This is a genomic window from Streptomyces sp. NPDC104096 (assembly GCF_055584385.1).
Genome location: NZ_JBVJMD010000046.1, coordinates 58167 through 75286 on the forward strand (window position 1 = coordinate 58167; position 17120 = coordinate 75286).

Consider the following 17120-nt stretch of genomic DNA (forward strand, 5'->3'; position numbering starts at 1 on the left):
TCGGCGACACAGCGTAGCGGTCATGATCTTCGGCCTGGTATCCGATTCCCGCATCGGGCCCGAGGCCAGGCAATATGGGTGCGTGACCCTCATCGATCAGCTGCCGCCGACCGCAGACCCCGACGCCCTCTACGAAGCCTTCGAGTCGTGGGCCCAGGAGCGCGGTCTGACGCTCTACCCCCACCAGGAGGAGGCGCTGATCGAGGTGGTCTCCGGTGCCAACGTGATCGTGTCGACGCCCACCGGCTCGGGCAAGAGCATGATCGCGGCGGGCGCGCACTTCGCGGCGCTCGCCCGGGACGAGGTCACGTTCTACACCGCCCCGATCAAGGCGCTGGTCTCGGAGAAGTTCTTCGAACTGTGCAAGATCTTCGGCACCGAGAACGTCGGCATGCTCACCGGTGACGCATCCGTCAACGCGGACGCACCGGTGATCTGCTGCACCGCCGAGGTGCTCGCGTCGATCGCGCTGCGCGACGGCAAGGACGCCGACGTCGGCCAGGTCGTCATGGACGAGTTCCACTTCTACGCGGAAGGGGACCGCGGCTGGGCCTGGCAGATCCCCCTGCTGGAACTGCCGCAGGCACAGTTCGTCCTGATGTCGGCGACGCTCGGCGACGTCTCCTTCTTCGAGAAGGACCTGACCCGGCGCACCGGCCGCCCCACCTCGGTGGTCCGCTCGGCCAACCGCCCGGTGCCGCTCTCCTACGAGTACCGGTACACCCCGCTCACGGAGACGCTCACCGACCTGCTGGACACCAGGCAGGCGCCGGTCTACATCGTGCACTTCACCCAGGCGCAGGCCGTGGAGCGCGCGCAGGCGCTGATGAGCATCAACATGTGCTCGAAGGACGAGAAGGAGCGGATCGCCGAGCTGATCGGCAACTTCCGTTTCACCACCAAGTTCGGCCGCAACCTCTCCCGTTACGTGCGGCACGGCATCGGCGTCCACCACGCCGGCATGCTGCCGAAGTACCGGCGCCTGGTGGAGAAGCTCGCGCAGGCCGGTCTGTTGAAGGTCATCTGCGGCACGGACACGCTCGGCGTCGGTGTCAACGTGCCCATCCGCACCGTGCTGTTCACGGCTCTGACCAAGTACGACGGCAATCGGGTGCGTACCCTGCGGGCCCGGGAGTTCCACCAGATCGCGGGCCGGGCCGGGCGGGCCGGCTTCGACACGGCGGGCTTCGTGGTCGCGCAGGCGCCCGAGCACGTCATCGAGAACGAGAAGGCGCTCGCCAAGGCGGGTGACGACCCCAAGAAGCGCCGGAAGGTGGTCCGCAAGAAGGCGCCCGAGGGCTTCGTCGCCTGGACCGAGACCACGTTCGACAAGCTCATCACCTCCGAGCCGGAGCCGCTGACCTCCCGTTTCCGGGTGACGCACACGATGCTGCTGTCGGTGATCGCCCGGCCCGGCAACGCCTTCGAGGCGATGCGCCGGCTCCTGGAGGACAACCACGAGCCGCGCAAGCAGCAGCTCCGGCACATCCGGCGCGCGATCGCGATCTACCGTTCCCTGCTGGACGGCGGCATCGTGGAGAAGCTCGACACGCCGGACGCCACGGGCCGCATCGTGCGTCTGACGGTCGACCTCCAGCAGGACTTCGCCCTCAACCAGCCGCTCTCCACCTTCGCGCTGGCCGCGTTCGAACTCCTGGACCCGGAGTCGCCGTCCTACGCGCTGGACATGGTGTCGGTCGTGGAGTCCACCCTGGACGACCCGCGGCAGATCCTCGCCGCCCAGCAGAACAAGGCGCGCGGCGAGGCCGTCGCCGCGATGAAGGCGGACGGCGTCGAGTACGAGGAGCGCATGGAGCGGCTCCAGGACATCGGCTACCCGAAGCCGCTGGAGGAGCTGCTCTTCCACGCCTACGACACCTACCGCAAGAGCCACCCGTGGGTGGGCGACCATCCGCTGTCCCCGAAGTCCGTCATCCGTGACATGTACGAGCGGGCGATGTCCTTCACGGAGTTGGTCTCCCACTACGAGCTGGCCCGCACCGAGGGCATCGTGCTGCGCTACCTGGCCGGCGCGTACAAGACCCTCGAGCACAACATCCCGGACGATCTGAAGTCCGAGGATCTGGAGGACCTGATCGCCTGGCTGGGCGAGATGGTGCGCCAGGTCGACTCCAGCCTGCTGGACGAGTGGGAGCAGCTGGCCAACCCGGAGGAAATGACGGCCGAGGAGGCCCAGGAGAAGGCCGACCAGGTCAAGCCGGTCACCGCCAACGCGCGCGCCTTCCGTGTCCTGGTCCGCAACGCCATGTTCCGCCGCGTCGAGCTCGCCGCTCTCGACCAGGTCGGGGAGCTGGGCGAGATGGACGCCGAGGCCGGCTGGGACGCCGACGCCTGGGGCGAGGCGATGGACAAGTACTGGGACGAGTACGACGAACTCGGCACCGGCCCGGACGCCCGCGGTCCCAAGCTGCTCCTGATCGAGGAGGAGCCGCAGCACGGCCTGTGGCGGGTCCGGCAGATCTTCGACGACCCGCGCGGCGATCACGACTGGGGCGTCAGCGCCGAGATCGACCTCGCGGCCTCGGACGCCGAGGGCCGCGCCGTCGTCCGTGTCACCGACGTCGGCCAGCTGTGAGCCGAGGAGAGTCCCGCCCATGACGAATCCGGCCGAGAGGCTCGTCGACCTGCTGGACCTGGAGCAGATCGAGGTCAACATCTTCCGTGGCCGCAGCCCGCAGGAGTCCCTGCAAAGGGTCTTCGGCGGCCAGGTGGCGGGCCAGGCGCTGGTCGCCGCCGGGCGCACCACCGACGGCGAGCGCCCGGTGCACTCGCTGCACGCGTACTTCCTGCGCCCCGGCCGTCCGGGTGTGCCGATCGTGTACCAGGTCGAGCGGGTCCGGGACGGGCGGTCGTTCACCACCCGCCGGGTCACCGCCGTGCAGCAGGGCCGTACGATCTTCAATCTCACCGCCTCCTTTCACAGGCCTGAGGAAGGTCCCTTCGAGCACCAGTTGCCGCCGGCCCGCAAGGTGCCGGCCCCGGAGTCCCTGCCGACGGTCGCGGAGGAGATCCGGGAGCATCTGGGAACACTGCCGGAGCAGTTGGAGCGGATGGCGCGCCGTCAGCCCTTCGACATCCGGTACGTGGACCGGCTGCGCTGGAACGCCGAGGACGTCGAGGGCGCCGAACCGCGCAGCGCGGTGTGGATGCGCGCGGTCGGGCCGCTCGGGGACGATCCGCTGGTGCACACGTGCGCGTTGACGTACGCGAGCGACATGACCCTGCTGGACGCCGTCCGCATCCCGGTCGAACCCCTGTGGGGTGGGCGGAACTTCGACATGGCGTCGCTGGACCATGCCATGTGGTTCCACCGGCCGTTCCGCGCGGACGAGTGGTTCCTCTACGACCAGGAGTCGCCGATCGCCACGGGCGGACGGGGCCTGGCCCGCGGACGGATCTACGACCTGGAGGGACGCCTGCTGGTGTCCGTCGTCCAGGAGGGTCTGTTCCGGGCCCTGTAGGTCACGGGCTTCTGCGGCACGGCCGGCTCAGGAGGCCGCGCGTCCGCTCGGGCCGGTCCGGCACGTGTGTCGCGGCGCTTCGGGCTTCGCGCCCCGGGGTCCGGCGCTCCGCGTTCGCGGTCCTGTGGGGTGCGGGGCGTGGCCCGGGCCGGTCCCGGCGCGCCTGTTCGACGGCGTGCGCCAGATCGGCCCTGAGCCGGCCGATCCCGTCCGGGTCGGCCGCCGTGGCGATCGTCTCGGCGATCCGCGCGGACGGTGAGCCGGGAGCGCCCTGGGCGGGCGGGTCCGGCCGCAACCGGTCGGCCCTGGCACGATCGTGGGGATCCGGGACGGTCGCGGCGATCCGGTCGGGGTGAGCAGAGCGGCCAGGGCGCCCGCGCGCTGCCAGGGGTCGTCGGCCTGCCGCAGCAGGAATTCCAGGTGCCGTCCCCGCCAGGTGCGGGGACGCAGGTCCACTCCCGCGCGCAGTCGGTCCCGCAGCGCTTCGGGGGTACGCCCGCTCGGCGGTCCGCGGTGTTCCCCGGCGGCGAACTCGCCCCGCCCGGGTCCCGGTTCCCGGGCGGCGCGGCCGGTCGCGATGGTGGGGGCGTGCGGTGTCGTGAGCGTGTGGACGGACATGGTCGGTCTCCCCCGTGACGTCGGTGACTCGCGCCGTGCGCGCTTGCCGTGAGAAAAACCGTAGCCGCGTGGGCGGTTCTCGTGGCGAGCCTGTGGATAACTCGACGGAGGATGAGAACCGCAGGTCAGAGGTCTATGACCGGGGCTCGTTCGGGCTGGCGGGCGTCCAGTCCCAGGTGTTCGCCGACTCGGTTGACGAGGAGTGTCATCTCGTAGGCGATCTGGCCGATGTCGGCCTGCGCGCCGGTGAGGACGCTCAGGCAGCTGCCGGTGCCCGCGGCGGTGACGAACAGGACGGCGTCGTCGAACTCGACCATCGTCTGACGCACCTGTCCCGCGCCGAAGTGGCGTCCCGAGCCCTTGGCCAGGCTGTGCAGTCCGGACGACACGGCGGCCAGATGCTCCGAGTCCTCCCGTCGTAGTCCTGTGCTCGCGGCTGTCACCAGTCCGTCGTTGGACAACACCAAGGCGTGCCGTACGTGTTCGACACGCTCGGTCAGGTCGTCCAGCAGCCAGCCGAGTCCCTGGTTCTGCGCCATGATCCGGTCTCCCCGTGCGACGTCTCCCCCTGACCGGAGGATCTCCCCCGCCAGCCTTCCCCACCTCCGGGCGCCCGGCAAGGAGGATGTGGACATGGCACAGAAGATGACCGATGACGAGTGGCGGGCGTTCGTCTCGTACGGGACGCGCACGGGGAAGCTGTCCACTGTCCGGGCCGACGGGAGCCCGCACGTGGCGCCGATCTGGTTCCTGCTGGACGGGGACGAGATCGTGTTCAACACCGGCAAGGGCACTGTGAAGGGACGCAATCTGGCCAGGGACGGCCGGGTCGCCCTGTGCGTGGACGACGACCGGCCGCCGTTCGACTTCGTGGTGCTGCACGGACGTGCGGTGCTCTCGGAGGAGTTGGACGACGTTCGGCACTGGGCCACTCGTATCGCCGCCCGGTACATGGGCGAGGACCGGGCCGAGGAGATCGGCGCCCGCAACGGCGTCCCGGGTGAACTCCTCGTCCGGGTCGCGGTCGAGAAGGTCCTGGCGGAGAAGGGCGTCGCCGACTGACGGTGCCGCCGGTCCGAGGACCGACCGTCAGCCCACCGAGTCGAGCAGCCGGGCGGTGTGCATCCGCCCGGCGTACTCGACGAGCCGGATCAGGACTTCCTTCCCCGAGTCGCGGTCACGGGCGTCGCACAGCACGACGGGCGTTCCCTGGTCGAGGTCGAGGGCCGAGGAGACCTCGCGGGCGTCGTAGGTCCGGGCGCGCGGGAAGCAGTTGACGGCCACCACGAACGGGATGTGGCGGTGCTCGAAGTAGTCCACGGCGGGAAAGCAGGCCTCCAGCCGCCGGGTGTCGGCGAGGACCACGGCCCCGAGGGCTCCCTGCGACAGCTCGTCCCACAGGAACCAGAAGCGGTCCTGGCCGGGAGTGCCGAACAGGTACAGGGAGAGGCCGGAGCGGATGGTGATGCGCCCGAAGTCCATCGCGACGGTCGTCGTGACCTTCTGGTCGACGCCGTCGGTGTCGTCCACCAGTTGGCCGGCCTCGCTGAGCAGTTCCTCGGTGCGCAGCGGCCTGATCTCGCTGACCGCGCCCACGAGGGTGGTCTTGCCGACGCCGAACCCGCCGGCGACCAGGATCTTCAACGCCAGGGCGGTCGTGTCGCCGTCCATGTCTTCGGAGTGCTCGGAGACCATCGATCACTTCTCTCGGGAGTCGGGCCACGGCCGACGTCCGTTCGGGTGCGGCACGCCCCGGCGGACGGTCCGCCCGTGGCTCCGGGGCGGGTTCACGAAGTCAGCATCATGACAACTGCGCCCCTTTCATGGGACGTTCGACCGTTTGTGGAATGTCTGGACCGATCTGCGCGCGTTCGCTGAACATCGGGCCGCCGAAGTGGACGGTGTGCACGTCCTTTCGGGTCCGGACGGGGGTGAACGTCCGCCTACAGCGCACGCAGCCCTTCGATCACTTCGCGCAGGATCCGTTCGTCGGGCAGTTGTGCGGGAGGCACCGGCCGGCTGACGGTGACGCAGCCCAGTTCCAGCAGGTCGCCGAGGAGAACCCGGACGACGCCGACGGGCAGGTCGGCGCCTGCCGCGAGTTCGGCGACGGACTGGGTCTCCGGACGGCACAGATCGACGAGGCAGCGGTGCTCCGGGCCGAGACCGACGTCGTCGGCTCCGGGCGCGGCCGGGTCGAGGGTGACGAGCGCGATCAGGTCGAAGCGCAGTCCGGCGGGGCCGGACCTGGTCCGTCCTCCCGTCATGGCGTACGGGCGCACCAGGGGCCCGGCCTCGTTGTCGTACCACTGGCTGCCCCGCTCGTGCGGGGCCTCGCGCCTGTCTTCGGTCATCTTCGCCGGCCGTTCCCTCGCCTCATCCACCGGCCGGCGGGCGCGCGGTGGCGCGCGGCGCGCTGCGCAGGTGTTCGCCGACGCGCTTGACCAGGCGTGCCATCTCGTACGCCACCAGGCCGATGTCGGCGGTCACGGCGGTCAGCAGGGCGAGGCAGGAGCCGTCGCCCGCGGCGGCCACGAACAGGAAGCCGTCGTCCATCTCCACCATCGTCTGGCGTACCCCACCGGCGCCGAAGTGCCTGCCCGCGCCCTTGGCCAGGCTGTGGAAGCCGGAGGCGACCGCGGCCAGGTGTTCGGCGTCCTCCCTGCTCAGGTCGGTCGACGCGCCCACGGCGAGGCCGTCGTTGGACAGCACCACGGCGTGCCTGACTTCGCGCACGCGCGTCACCAGGTCGTCCAGCAGCCAGTCGAGTTCGCCGGACCGCCCGGCCGCCCTCGTGCTCGGGTCCTGGATCATGCGGGGTCTCCTTCGCCTCGGTCGCTGAGCGGTGCGGGGCCCGGGGTGGCCCCGCGGCCGGGTTGTCTGCCTCCGCCGCGTGTCCAGCCCGCGCGAAAGGCCGTCATGCGGTCCCTTACGAGTTCCGGTGTGCGTCCGTCGTCACTGCCCGGGTCGGCCGGCTGCTCCGGCTCCTCGGCGGCCCGCTCACGCAGTTGGGGGGCGAGGCTCGCCTGCCGTACCCGGCGCGGGAGGCCGTCGGATCCCGTGGCGTCGTCCGTGGGGCGGTGCAGGCGCAAGGTGGCGACTCCGGGGGGTGGGTCCTGGGTGCCGCCGGCCGCCGCGGTCTGCGCGGGGGCGGACAGCGCGGGCCGGTCGGCGGGCGGCGGAACGGCTTCCTGGTGCGCGGTGGCGACCGCCACGCGCGCGTAGGCACGTGGTTCCACGGTGCGCTCCGTTTCCCCGGCCGCACGGGGAGGGCGTTCCGGCGCACCGCTGTGCAACAGGGCTGTGGGCAGCAGGACGACCGCGGTGGTGCCGCCGTAGGGCGAGGTCCGCAGCTGCACCTTGATGTCGTGGCGCGCCGCGAGCCGGCTGACCACGAACAGGCCGAGCCGGTCGCTGTCGAAGAGATCCAGGGCCGCGGACTGCGCGATGCGCCGGTTGGCCTCGGTGAGCGTCTCCTTGCCCATGCCGAGTCCGCGGTCCTCGACCTCGATCACGTAACCGTTGCCGACGGGTTCGCCGGTGATGCGCACGTGCGTGTGGGGCGGTGAGAACTGGGCCGCGTTCTCGACGATCTCGGCCAGCAGGTGGGTGAGGTCGGCCACCGCGGTGCCGATGACGGACGCCTCGGGGAGTTGTCGTACCTCCACGCGTGCGTAGTCCTCGATCTCCGAGACGGCGGCGCGGACCACGTTCGTCAGGGAGACCGGCATGCGCCACGCCCGGCCGGGGGCCGCGCCGGAGAGGATGATCAGGCTCTCCGCGTGGCGCCGCATCCGGGTGGTGAGGTGGTCGAGGCGGAAGAGGTCGCCGAGTTCGTCGGGGTCGTCCGACCGGCGTTCCATGCTGTCGAGGAGGCTGAGCTGGCGGTGGACGAGGACCTGGCTGCGGCGCGCCAGGTTGACGAACACGCCGGAGATGCCGCTGGCCAGTTCCGCACGCTCCACGGCGGCGTGCAGCGCGGCCCGGTGCACGATGCCGAGGGCCTCGGCGACCTGGCCGGTCTCGTCCTCCGCGGGTGGTCCGGGCGGTGCCTCGGCCCGGACGTCGATCTCCTCGCCCGCGTGCAGCCTGCGCATGGTCTCGGGCAGTTTGCGCCGGGCGATGTCCAGAGCGCTGTTGCGCAGGCCGACCAGTTCGACGACCAGGCCGCGTCCGATGCGGACCGAGATCACCAGCGACGCGGCGACGGCGACGAGCCCGAACAGCACGGCGGCGCCGGCCGGGGTGAACAGGCCGCGGGTGAACGGGTCGGCCCGGTCGGCGACGCCGCGCGCGGCGTCCTGCTCGATGGCGCGCATGCCGCCCTGCACGCGCGTGTGCGCGTCGTCCCACGTGGCGCCGGATGCCGCGTCGATCGCGCGCGGGCCGGAGCCGCTCGCGAGGACCCGGTCCTCGACGGCCTCCACGGCGGCGTAGGCGCCGCTTTCGGAGAGGCTCCGCCAGGCGGCGCGCTCGGAGCCGCGCAGGTCCACGACGGCCGATTCGGTCAGTGCGCGACGGGTGTCGACGGCCCCGGTGAACAGCCTCAGCCGCTCCCCGTCGAGGGTGCCGGCGAGGCGGGCGCCGGCGAGCACCGTGTCCTCCTGGGCCAGCGCCTCCCCCGCTCGGGAGAATTCGAGCAGTACGCGCGCGTCCGAGCCGAGGTCGGCGTCCTGGATGCCGGTCAGCGCTCCGTCGACGCGGAAGGCGGCGGTGATGCTGTCCGTGTAGCGCCGGTACGCCTCCTCCCATCCGGCGCGGCCGGCGAGCACGTCGGCGCGCAGGGTGCGCAGTTCCTCGGTTCCCATGACGAAGGCCGCCAGCCGCCGGGCCACCCCGGCGGGCATCTCCTGGCCGTCGGCGACGGTGTTGCGGTCGCCCAGGCGCAGCTTCGCGACGGCCCGGTCGGTGCGCCGACTCAGCTCGCGGTAGTCGCCGCCGGAGGCGAGGGCGGGATCGGTCGCGTACCGCACGGCCGTGGCGCGCTCGGCCTGGAGGGCGGCGACCGCGGCCGCGACGGGGGCCCGGACCTGGGCGTCCACCCGCTGCAACTCCCGCAGCCTGGAGACGTCCTGAGCGGTGCTGACCGTGGCGGACGCCCACAGCGCCAGCAGTGACACGACCGGCACCATCAGCAGGCAGACGATCTTGGCCCGGACGGTGCGGGGCCGCATCCGCCGACGGCCCGCGCGCCCGTGCGGGCCGTCCGTCGGCGCGGCCGAGGAGTCGTCGGGGCCCTCGTCGGCGGGTGGTCCGGCGTGTGCGCGGCGACCGCGTGCCGGGGACGGAGGCGGCGTCTCGGCGCCGGCCGGGGCGATCCTGCGGGGTGTACGCATGGCCTCCTCGCTCGGAAGTGGTTCGTGGGGCCCGCGCGCGGATCCACCGGCGCGGCAGGCCCGCTAGCGGGCGACGCTCTCGGCCGTGCGCTGGGCCGAGGCGGATGCCTCGCGCTCCCCCGTCGTCGGCGACAGCGCGACGAAGGCCGAGGTCAGGAAGAGGTAGGACCCGAGGCCCACGGCGAGGGGGAAGATGAACTGCATCGCCGAGGCCCCGGGCAGGGCCGCGCCGGAGGGCGTGACGCGCACGCTCACGGCGAACATCCCGGTGTAGTGCATGCTGCTGACGGCGACTCCCATGACGAGGGAGGCGACGGTGACCGCGACCGGCGACTTGATGTTGAGGGCCGCCCACAGCGCCGCGGTCGCCGCGACGACGGCGATCAGGACGGAGAGCCCGACGAGCGGCGGGTCGTAGCCGACGCGGCCGTGCAGGCGCATCGCGGCCATACCGAGGTAGTGCATGCTCGCGACGCCCAGCCCGGTGGTGAGACCGCCGAGGAGCAGCGCGCGGGTGCGGTGGCGGCCGTAGCCGACGGCGAAGACCCCGGCGGACACGACGATCATGGCGACCACGAGGCTGAGGACGGTGAGCGGCACGTCGTAGCGGATGTCCGTGCCGCCGACGTCGAAGCCGAGCATGGCCACGAAGTGCATCGTCCAGATGCCGGTACCGATCGCCGAGGCCGCGGTGAGCAGCCAGTTGCGGCGCGAGCGCCCGGTGGCGCCGAGGGCGCGGACCGTGCAGCGGAGTCCCAGCGCGGCCCCTGTGCACGCCATCACGTACGACAGCGCGGGGGTGAGCCAGCCGAAGCCGGCGTGGTCCAGGTGTCCCATGGCCCGTGGACGCTAGTCGGGGCACGGGAGCACGGAGGGGGCGCATTTCGAAATCTGCTGGAATATGGCGCATATACGTGTCGGAGCGATCGCCCGAAGCTCGAACATGTGCGCCGAGACGTCTCCGGTGTCGGTGCGGGATCATGCGGAACATGAGCGACCATCACACGCACGTCCAGGAGTTCTTCACCGCCCGGGCGGCCGGCTGGGACACCCGGTTCCCCGACGACGGCCCCGCCTACGCGGCCGCCGTCGCCGCCCTGGGCCTGCGCGAGGGGGACCGCGTGCTCGACGCGGGCTGCGGCACCGGACGCGCCCTGGGGCCGCTGCGGGCCGCCGTGGGTGCCTCGGGCGTGGTCGTCGGAGCCGATCTGACCCCGGCCATGCTGGAGGCGGCGGCACGGGCCGGACAGGACCGGAACGGGCGGCTGTTGCTCGCCGACGTCACCGCGCTCCCGTTGCGCTCGGAGTCGCTGGACACGGTGTTCGCGGCGGGGCTCGTCTCCCATCTGCCCCGTCCCGCCGAGAACCTCCGGGAGTTGGCCCGCGTGGTGCGTCCCGGCGGCACGCTGGCACTGTTCCACCCGATCGGCAGAAGGGCGCTGGCCGCACGCCAGGGCCGCGGGATCGGCCCGGAGGACCTGCGCGCGGAACCCCGCCTGCGTCCGCTGCTGGCCGCCTCGGGATGGCGCATGACGTCGTACGTCGACGAGGACGCGCGGTTCCTGGCCCTGGCGGTCCGGGCGGGCTGAGGCACTCGGCCGCGACCGGCCGGGAGACTCAGCCCAGGTCGCTTCCCGCGACCGCCGCGACGAACGCGTCGGGGTTGTCGAACATGACGTTGTGGCCGGCGCCGGCCGCGGTCACCACCCGCACCCCGGCGGCCTCCAGGGCCGCCCTGCCCTCGAGTTCGCCGCTCCGCTCACCCTGCACGTACACGCGCTCGATCGTCAGTTCTTCGAGGAGGGTGCGCATCACCGGATCCGAACCCTTCCTGAGCCCCACGGCGGAACGGTGCAGGGCGCGCGGGTCCGCCAGCCGCATGGTCGCCGCCCACAGCGGTCCGACCCGCTCCAGCACGCGCGCGTGGCCGCCGTCGACGAAGGCGTCCTCCTCGTAGGAGGCGATACCGCTGCTCCCCGCCGTGACCGGCGGAAAGGCGTCGAGGTTGGCCTCGGTGAGGACCAGCCGGGACACGAGGTCGGGCCGCCGCCGGGCGAGCACGATGGCGACGGAGCCGCCCATGCTGTGCCCGACGAGTTCGGCGCCCGTCACACCGGCGGCGTCCAGCGCCGCGGCCAGGGCGTCCGCGTGGTCCGCGAGCGTGTAGCCGAAGTCCGCGGGCCGGTCGCTGGTGCCGTGCCCGGGGAGGTCCACGAACAGACCGCGCCGCCCCGCGAGTTCGGGACGGGCGGCGACATGGGCGTGGTACACGGCCGAGGTCGCGCCGAGGCCGTGCACGTACACCCGCGCGGGTTCCGTTCCCGGCGTCTCCGTCCAACGGACGCAGTTGCCCTTGCCGTCGAACTCGGCCTGCTTCATCCCGGCTCCCCCACTCGTCACTCGCCATCGAACCTGACACCGACTCCGCCCTTCGGCGCCCGGCCGACTATACATCGAGGTCGATGTATAGCGGAGACGATGCATGAGGAGGAGGATGCGCGGGGAGGGACGCACGGGAGAGGGACGCACTCCGCGAGACGCGCCGCGCCGGTGGGCGAGAATGCGGGCATGCTCGAGCTCGCCATCCTCGGATTCCTGTACGAAGCCCCGTTGCACGGCTATGAGCTGCGCAAACGCATCAACGCCCTCACGGGACACGTGCGGCCGGTGGCCGAGAGCACGCTGTATCCCGCGATCAAGCGCATGGAGCAGGCCGGGCTGCTCGCCCGCGCCACCCGGCCGGGCGCGGTGGCGGCACCACGGCACGTCCTGACGCTCACCGACGAGGGCAGGCGCGAACTGCGCCACCGGCTCGCCGAACCCGTCCAGCGCGACATCACCGACGAGAACCGCTGGTTCACGGTGCTCGCCTTCCTCCGCCATCTGGACGACCCCGGCGCCCAGTCGGCCGTGCTGCGGCGCAGACTGGCGTTCCTGGAGGAACCGGCGAGCTTCTTCTACGCCGGCGACCGCCCGCTGCGCGCCGAGGAGGTGGACGATCCCTTCAGGCGCGGCATCCTGACCATCGCGCGCGCCACCTCCCGCACCGAACTCGCCTGGCTGCGAAGCACCCTGGACACGCTGGAGTCTCCGGCCGGCTGACACGTCCGGGTACCGTCCCGGCAGGGATCGCCCGGATGCCGACCCGGCAGGGATCCGGCCGCCGCATCCGTACGATCCGCCCGAACCGCTTCACCGCGGCGTCCCTCTTCTGCCGCCGGGGCTTCAACTCTACGTTGGGAACGAGGGGATGACCGATCCCCGGGCGACCGCACAGGGGAGGATGGTCAGCGTGTCCGACAGAGTGCGCGTGTTCGACCGGATCCGCAGGATGTGCACGGGAGTCCTCGGCTCGGGAGGGCCCGAGGCCGGGACCGACCGCAAGCGGCGTACGCACAACCTGTTCGAGGCGGCCGCCGTGTACGTCGCGGCCCGCGCGGAGGACGATCAGGAACGGATCGCCGAGGCCGAGGGCTGGGTGTCGCCGGAGGCGCTCTCGTTCGGGGTGAGCGAACTGGCGTGCCGCGCCGTCATCGCGCTCGCCCGGGAGCGCGACGTGTCGCCGGACGCGGTGGCGCGCGACCTTCTCGGGCTCCCGACGGCCTGAGGGACCCTGGCCACGGGTGGCCGATTCGTCCCGTCCCGACGGAAAACCGCAGTTCCGCATGTGCCTGGGAGCCGTGACAAGCGGCTTTCGGGCACACTAGGGTGCGCGCCGATGGACGAACCTATGGGGAGGCTGAGATGGCCGGGACGGACGAGGACACCGTCGCCGCCGCGGACGACGCGCTCTACGTGCTCACGGCGCTGCTGCTGACGCCGGCGAAATTCCCGAGCGTGCTGGGCGACGACTACCCGGAAGCCTGCGCGGCCCTCGGTCTCGCCCCTCTCGTCGACGGCTACGGCCTCGTGCTGGGGCAGGACGGCGGCGGGGCGCGCTGGACGGTCGCGATCGACGACGTGTCGCTGGTCGCCGTCGCGATCGCGACCTGGGACTGCGGCCTGGAGTACGACCTGTCGCCCGAGGAGCGGACCGTCGTGGCCGCCCTGCCCGGCTGGCCCCTCGCGGTGGCGGTCGCGGCGCCCGGCGTGCCGGCACCGCACGATCCGGCCCCGGAGGACGGGGACGGCCCGCCCCTGTGCCCGCCGGACACGAGTGCCTGGGGCCCGGCCCAGCGGCGACTGGGCGCGGACGAGATCGCCATGCAGTGGGCACGGTGGCGGGAGCAGCTCGACGACGACGCCTTCAGCCCCTCCTCGAAGGATCCCGGGGCGGCCGAGGGCCCGGACGGCGCCGCCACGGCGGCAGAGGGCGCCGGTGGCGCCGAGGGAGCCCCCGCGGGCGCCGGCGAGGACTCCGGGGCGTCGTCCGGGGCCGAGGCCGAGGACAAGGCCGAGAAGCCCGGGAGGACGGCTCCCAAGGAGCCCCGCCACCAGGGGATCCGGCGCGTCCTCGCGGAGGCCTGGGCGTACGTCGATTCGCCGCCGCCCCTGGGTCGGGTGCGGTCCTCCTTCGGATCGGGGGACGCGCGGACCCTGCGCGCCGACGGTCCGGGCTGGTCGCTGGTGGCGAGGACCGACGACATCGCGTTCGTCCTGCTGGACGACGAGCCCGGTGAGGTTCTGCCGGTGGGGCGCGGGCCGGAGCTGCCCGGTCTGCTGGCGGCCCTCGACAAGATGGCCGTACGCCCGAACTGAAGCCGGCACGGGTGTGCCGCAGGTCGCGGACCTGGCGGCACACCGGTGCACGGGGCGTGCTCCGCCCCGCTCCGCACCCCGCAACCGCGCCCGTCGCGCGGTCGGCCGTCCGCGGGTCACGCCGTCCGCGGGCCCGTGGACGGAGACGGACGCGTCAGCGCCCCAGTTCCTTGCGGCCGACCCTGCGCAGCCTGCGCCGCTGCGAGGGGTCCAGCGCGAGGTACGCGGCCGCGGGAACTCCCAGGACTATCAGCAGCGCGGCCCACCAGGGCAGCCAGATCAGCAGGATGAGCCCGGCCGCCACCCCTCCCGCGGCGATCTTCGCGTTCTTCGACATGTGCGTCGCCTCCTTCGCGGCCCCTGCCGCTCTCTGCTGTGAAAACGGGCCCGCGCCTCCCGCGGTTCCTTCTCGCGCCCCTGAGAGGTCCCTGACGCCCGACCCTTACGGGCCCCTGAGAGAGGAAAGGCCGCCCCACCGTGACGTGACATGCATCACACTCCAGGGCGGTTCGGGCCGGGCGCGCCGTCCGTGCCATCCCGCCGGAGCCACCGTTCGACGCCCCGCCGGACGGGCCCGGCCGGCACTGCCGGCACCCCTCCCGGCGGACCTGCCCGAAGACGCGGTCGGCGTGTGCCCGGCCGAGGGGATCAGGGCCCGTGCGCGGCTCGGTGCCGGTCCGCCAAGCGGCCGCCGTCCCGCGTTAACCAGGCCGTCGTGCGGCGTTCGACCAGAGACCCAACTCTGTCCGCTGTCGACGCACTTGGTGCGTACGACCCAACTCGGCGATCTCGCCCCGCATCTGACGGCTTTTCCGCAACCCGCTCCCCAGGAGGCTCGATGTCCCCGCTCGCCACCGGCCGGCGCCGCGTCCAACGTTCCGTCGCGGCGGGTGTGCCCCTCGCCGTACTGGCCGCACTCGTGGCGGCGGGCCCGGCCGCGAGCGCGCCCTCCGAGGACGCCCGCGTCGTCCGCTCGGCGACGCTCGGCGACCTTCCGCTCGGCACGTTCAGCAACGCGCTGCTGCCCGGGACCGTCGACGACGACCGTGGCGTCGACCTCGGCGGCATCGGCAGCGACATCTACCCGGCGGGCCGCAAGGGCGAGTTCTGGACGATCACCGACCGTGGGCCCAACGGCCAGATCAAGGTGAGCGGCACCAAGCGCCGCACGTTCCCGGTCCCCGGCTTCGACCCGGCGATCGTGAAGATCCGGGTCTCCGGCGACAGCGTGAAGGTGCTCGACGCCATCCCGCTCACCACGTCGTCCGGGAAGCCCGTGACGGGCCTGTCGAACCTGGCGGGACGCGACGAGGCCCCGTACTCCTACGACGCGTCGACACCCCTGTCGTACAACCCGAACGGGCTGGACACCGAGGGGATCGTGCGCGCCGCGGACGGCAGCTTCTGGCTGGTCGACGAGTACGGGCCTTCCCTCGTGCATGTCTCCGCGCGCGGCAGGGTGCTCGTCCGCTACGTGCCCGAGGGGCTGGAGCTCACCGGTGCGGACTACCCGGTGGTCCAGTCGCTGCCGGCCGTGCTGCTGCACCGGAAGGTCAACCGCGGCTTCGAGGGACTCGCCCAACTGCCCTGCGGCGATCTGGTGATGGCGTTGCAGAGCCCGTTGTCCCTGCCGGACGCGGACGCCGGGAGCGCCTCGCGCACCACCCGGCTGCTGCGCTTCTCCCCCAGGAAGCGGGCGGTCACCGCCGAGTACGCCTACCGCTTCGACCCGGTGAACGTGGTCGACCCGAGCGAGGACGACACCTCCGAGCTCAAGATCTCCTCGGTCGTCGCCGTCGGCGGCGACCGGCTGCTGGTCGAGGAGCGCACCGACAAGGCCGCCCGGCTGCAACTGATCCGTCTGGACCGCAGGGACGACATTCTCGGGAGCGTCTGGGACGACGACACGACGTCGCCGTCCCTGGAGCAGCTCGACGATCCGGCGGCCGCGGGCGTCCCGGTGCCGGCCAAGCGGCTGGTCGTCGATCTGGGCCGGGTCGCCGGCGTACCGGGGAAGATCGAAGGCGTCGCGCGCGTGGATCACGACACGCTCGCCCTCGTCAACGACAACGACTTCGGCATGACGGACGGCGCGGACGCCTTCGACGCGCAGGGCCGACTGGTCGACAGCGGTATCGAGACGACGGTGACCTACGTGCGGCTGCCGCGGGGCATCTGACCCACGGCCGTCCACGCCCACCGTCGTCCGCGCCCGCCGTCAGGGCTCCAGCGACGGGAGCAACGACACCAGGTCGCTCGGCAGTTCGGTGGGAAGCGCGGTCGGCAGCTCGGTCGGCAGTTCCGTGGGAAGTCCGGTCGGCAGTTCGGTGGGGAACCCGCTCGGCAGGGTGCTGGGCAGCTCGGTCGGAAGACCGAAGGAGGGCGCGGGGGTGGTGCTCGCGCTGCTCCCCCCGGCCGGCTTCCGTGCGGGTGAGTCGTCGTTCCGGGAGGTCGTCAGGACCACGACGGCGACGACGATCCCGACGGCGACGACCGCCGCGAGCAGCAGGAGGAACGGATTGCGGCGCCGTCCCGGCCCGCCCGGGCCCTGGGGCGGCGGGCCGTACCCGCTGTCGCCTCCCGGCGGGGGGCCGTAGCCCCCTTCGTGGTTTCCGGAAGCGGGGCCGGAGGGGCCGGGAGGCGGTCCGAATCCGCCGCCCGGCGGCTCGGGCGGCTGTGGCGGTACGGGCGGTATGGCCATACCGCCCAGGGTCGCGCCGTACCGGCCCTGATGCGACCCCCGCACGGAGGTTGACACGGAATCAGGTCGTGGACCGCATGATTCCGGGTCATTCCGCGCGGGGGCCGGCCACGGCGAGGCCATGCGAACACGCACGCGTGCGTGTGTTCAGCCGTGTGCACGTGCCGTCAGGCACGCGTGCGTTCAGCCGCGGGTGCCGAGGAGGTGGTCCATGGCGAGCTGGTCCAGGCGCTCGAACGCCATCCCGCGCGCGGCGGCCGCGTCGACGTCGAAGTCCTCGAACGA

17 protein-coding genes and 1 pseudogene are annotated in these 17120 nt (G+C 72.5%); 8 read left to right on the forward strand and 10 right to left on the reverse strand.

The genetic code is table 11. From position 1 onward, the window contains the following. Positions 1 to 82: 82 nt before the first annotated feature. Complete coding sequence (locus ACZ60B_RS32890) at positions 83 to 2596, forward strand: DEAD/DEAH box helicase (protein ID WP_469393518.1); 2514 nt, start codon at positions 83 to 85, stop codon at positions 2594 to 2596. A 19-nt stretch (positions 2597 to 2615) separates the two neighbouring features. Then, positions 2616 to 3482 carry an acyl-CoA thioesterase gene (locus tag ACZ60B_RS32895; RefSeq protein ID WP_469393520.1) on the forward strand — a complete coding sequence of 289 codons (867 nt, stop codon included), beginning with the start codon at positions 2616 to 2618 and terminating at the stop codon, positions 3480 to 3482. 1 nt (position 3483) lies between these two features. Here the strand turns inward: ACZ60B_RS32895 and ACZ60B_RS32900 are convergent. Next, positions 3484 to 4100 (reverse strand): annotated as a pseudogene (locus ACZ60B_RS32900) (DUF6397 family protein). Positions 4101 to 4225: 125 nt separating this feature from the next. Further along, entirely contained in the window at positions 4226 to 4639 is a 414-nt protein-coding gene (locus ACZ60B_RS32905) for a roadblock/LC7 domain-containing protein (RefSeq protein ID WP_469393522.1), read from the reverse strand. Positions 4640 to 4733: 94 nt separating this feature from the next. Here ACZ60B_RS32905 and ACZ60B_RS32910 point away from each other — a divergent pair, with 94 nt between their 5' ends. After that, complete coding sequence (locus ACZ60B_RS32910) at positions 4734 to 5162, forward strand: PPOX class F420-dependent oxidoreductase (RefSeq protein ID WP_469393524.1); 429 nt, start codon at positions 4734 to 4736, stop codon at positions 5160 to 5162. A gap of 27 nt (positions 5163 to 5189) precedes the next feature. Here the strand turns inward: ACZ60B_RS32910 and ACZ60B_RS32915 are convergent, their stop codons facing one another. From ACZ60B_RS32915 to ACZ60B_RS32935, 5 genes are all read right to left on the reverse strand, one after another. Then, on the reverse strand, positions 5190 to 5795 hold the full coding sequence (locus tag ACZ60B_RS32915) for a GTP-binding protein (RefSeq protein ID WP_469393526.1): 606 nt from the start codon (positions 5793 to 5795) through the stop codon (positions 5190 to 5192). 248 nt (positions 5796 to 6043) lie between these two features. Then, positions 6044 to 6454: a DUF742 domain-containing protein gene (locus tag ACZ60B_RS32920; RefSeq protein WP_469393528.1), complete on the reverse strand. Its 411-nt coding sequence runs from the start codon at positions 6452 to 6454 to the stop codon at positions 6044 to 6046. A 22-nt stretch (positions 6455 to 6476) separates the two neighbouring features. Continuing rightward, on the reverse strand, positions 6477 to 6914 hold the full coding sequence (locus tag ACZ60B_RS32925) for a roadblock/LC7 domain-containing protein (RefSeq protein ID WP_469393530.1): 438 nt from the start codon (positions 6912 to 6914) through the stop codon (positions 6477 to 6479). Then, positions 6911 to 9436: a sensor histidine kinase gene (locus tag ACZ60B_RS32930; protein WP_469393532.1), complete on the reverse strand. Its 2526-nt coding sequence runs from the start codon at positions 9434 to 9436 to the stop codon at positions 6911 to 6913. The genes ACZ60B_RS32925 and ACZ60B_RS32930 overlap by 4 nt, the downstream gene beginning before the upstream one ends. A gap of 63 nt (positions 9437 to 9499) precedes the next feature. Then, on the reverse strand, positions 9500 to 10273 hold the full coding sequence (locus ACZ60B_RS32935; protein WP_469393534.1) for an MHYT domain-containing protein: 774 nt from the start codon (positions 10271 to 10273) through the stop codon (positions 9500 to 9502). 152 nt (positions 10274 to 10425) lie between these two features. Between ACZ60B_RS32935 and ACZ60B_RS32940 the strand changes: the two genes are divergently transcribed. Continuing rightward, positions 10426 to 11025, forward strand: a complete 600-nt coding sequence (locus tag ACZ60B_RS32940) for a class I SAM-dependent methyltransferase (protein ID WP_469393536.1) — start codon at positions 10426 to 10428, stop codon at positions 11023 to 11025. A 28-nt stretch (positions 11026 to 11053) separates the two neighbouring features. Here ACZ60B_RS32940 and ACZ60B_RS32945 read toward each other — a convergent pair whose 3' ends face one another. Then, on the reverse strand, positions 11054 to 11815 hold the full coding sequence (locus tag ACZ60B_RS32945) for an alpha/beta fold hydrolase (RefSeq protein ID WP_469393538.1): 762 nt from the start codon (positions 11813 to 11815) through the stop codon (positions 11054 to 11056). 189 nt (positions 11816 to 12004) lie between these two features. Here ACZ60B_RS32945 and ACZ60B_RS32950 point away from each other — a divergent pair, with 189 nt between their 5' ends. The 3 genes from ACZ60B_RS32950 (at position 12005) to ACZ60B_RS32960 (ending at position 14134) form a co-directional block, all read left to right on the forward strand. Next, on the forward strand, positions 12005 to 12538 hold the full coding sequence (locus ACZ60B_RS32950) for a PadR family transcriptional regulator (RefSeq protein WP_469393540.1): 534 nt from the start codon (positions 12005 to 12007) through the stop codon (positions 12536 to 12538). A 208-nt stretch (positions 12539 to 12746) separates the two neighbouring features. After that, complete coding sequence (locus ACZ60B_RS32955) at positions 12747 to 13043, forward strand: hypothetical protein (protein ID WP_469393552.1); 297 nt, start codon at positions 12747 to 12749, stop codon at positions 13041 to 13043. Positions 13044 to 13180: 137 nt separating this feature from the next. Continuing rightward, a complete protein-coding gene (locus ACZ60B_RS32960) occupies positions 13181 to 14134 on the forward strand; it encodes a hypothetical protein (RefSeq protein ID WP_469393542.1) in 954 nt (317 codons plus the stop codon). A 154-nt stretch (positions 14135 to 14288) separates the two neighbouring features. On the opposite strand, the gene ACZ60B_RS32965 is transcribed toward ACZ60B_RS32960, so the two are convergent. Continuing rightward, the gene (locus ACZ60B_RS32965; protein WP_129796572.1) at positions 14289 to 14471 is read right to left on the reverse strand and encodes a hypothetical protein; all 183 of its coding nucleotides are present in this window, start codon (positions 14469 to 14471) and stop codon (positions 14289 to 14291) included. Between the two features lie 501 nt (positions 14472 to 14972). On the opposite strand from ACZ60B_RS32965, the gene ACZ60B_RS32970 reads away from it, so the two are divergent. Further along, positions 14973 to 16313 carry an esterase-like activity of phytase family protein gene (locus ACZ60B_RS32970; protein ID WP_469393544.1) on the forward strand — a complete coding sequence of 447 codons (1341 nt, stop codon included), beginning with the start codon at positions 14973 to 14975 and terminating at the stop codon, positions 16311 to 16313. Positions 16314 to 16352: 39 nt separating this feature from the next. Here the strand turns inward: ACZ60B_RS32970 and ACZ60B_RS32975 are convergent, their stop codons facing one another. After that, positions 16353 to 16835, reverse strand: coding sequence for a hypothetical protein (locus ACZ60B_RS32975; protein WP_469393546.1), 483 nt, complete (start codon positions 16833 to 16835; stop codon positions 16353 to 16355). Positions 16836 to 17120 lie beyond the last annotated feature (285 nt).

Coding starts and splice junctions, on each gene's coding strand:
- ACZ60B_RS32895 (WP_469393520.1), top strand. CDS start 2,616: ATGACGAATCCGGCCGAGAGGCTCGTCGACCTGCTGGACCTGGAGCAG.
- ACZ60B_RS32905 (WP_469393522.1), bottom strand. CDS start 4,639: ATGGCGCAGAACCAGGGACTCGGCTGGCTGCTGGACGACCTGACCGAG.
- ACZ60B_RS32910 (WP_469393524.1), top strand. CDS start 4,734: ATGGCACAGAAGATGACCGATGACGAGTGGCGGGCGTTCGTCTCGTAC.
- ACZ60B_RS32915 (WP_469393526.1), bottom strand. CDS start 5,795: ATGGTCTCCGAGCACTCCGAAGACATGGACGGCGACACGACCGCCCTG.
- ACZ60B_RS32920 (WP_469393528.1), bottom strand. CDS start 6,454: ATGACCGAAGACAGGCGCGAGGCCCCGCACGAGCGGGGCAGCCAGTGG.
- ACZ60B_RS32925 (WP_469393530.1), bottom strand. CDS start 6,914: ATGATCCAGGACCCGAGCACGAGGGCGGCCGGGCGGTCCGGCGAACTC.
- ACZ60B_RS32930 (WP_469393532.1), bottom strand. CDS start 9,436: ATGCGTACACCCCGCAGGATCGCCCCGGCCGGCGCCGAGACGCCGCCT.
- ACZ60B_RS32935 (WP_469393534.1), bottom strand. CDS start 10,273: ATGGGACACCTGGACCACGCCGGCTTCGGCTGGCTCACCCCCGCGCTG.
- ACZ60B_RS32940 (WP_469393536.1), top strand. CDS start 10,426: ATGAGCGACCATCACACGCACGTCCAGGAGTTCTTCACCGCCCGGGCG.
- ACZ60B_RS32945 (WP_469393538.1), bottom strand. CDS start 11,815: ATGAAGCAGGCCGAGTTCGACGGCAAGGGCAACTGCGTCCGTTGGACG.
- ACZ60B_RS32950 (WP_469393540.1), top strand. CDS start 12,005: ATGCTCGAGCTCGCCATCCTCGGATTCCTGTACGAAGCCCCGTTGCAC.
- ACZ60B_RS32960 (WP_469393542.1), top strand. CDS start 13,181: ATGGCCGGGACGGACGAGGACACCGTCGCCGCCGCGGACGACGCGCTC.
- ACZ60B_RS32965 (WP_129796572.1), bottom strand. CDS start 14,471: ATGTCGAAGAACGCGAAGATCGCCGCGGGAGGGGTGGCGGCCGGGCTC.
- ACZ60B_RS32970 (WP_469393544.1), top strand. CDS start 14,973: ATGTCCCCGCTCGCCACCGGCCGGCGCCGCGTCCAACGTTCCGTCGCG.
- ACZ60B_RS32975 (WP_469393546.1), bottom strand. CDS start 16,835: ATGGCCATACCGCCCGTACCGCCACAGCCGCCCGAGCCGCCGGGCGGC.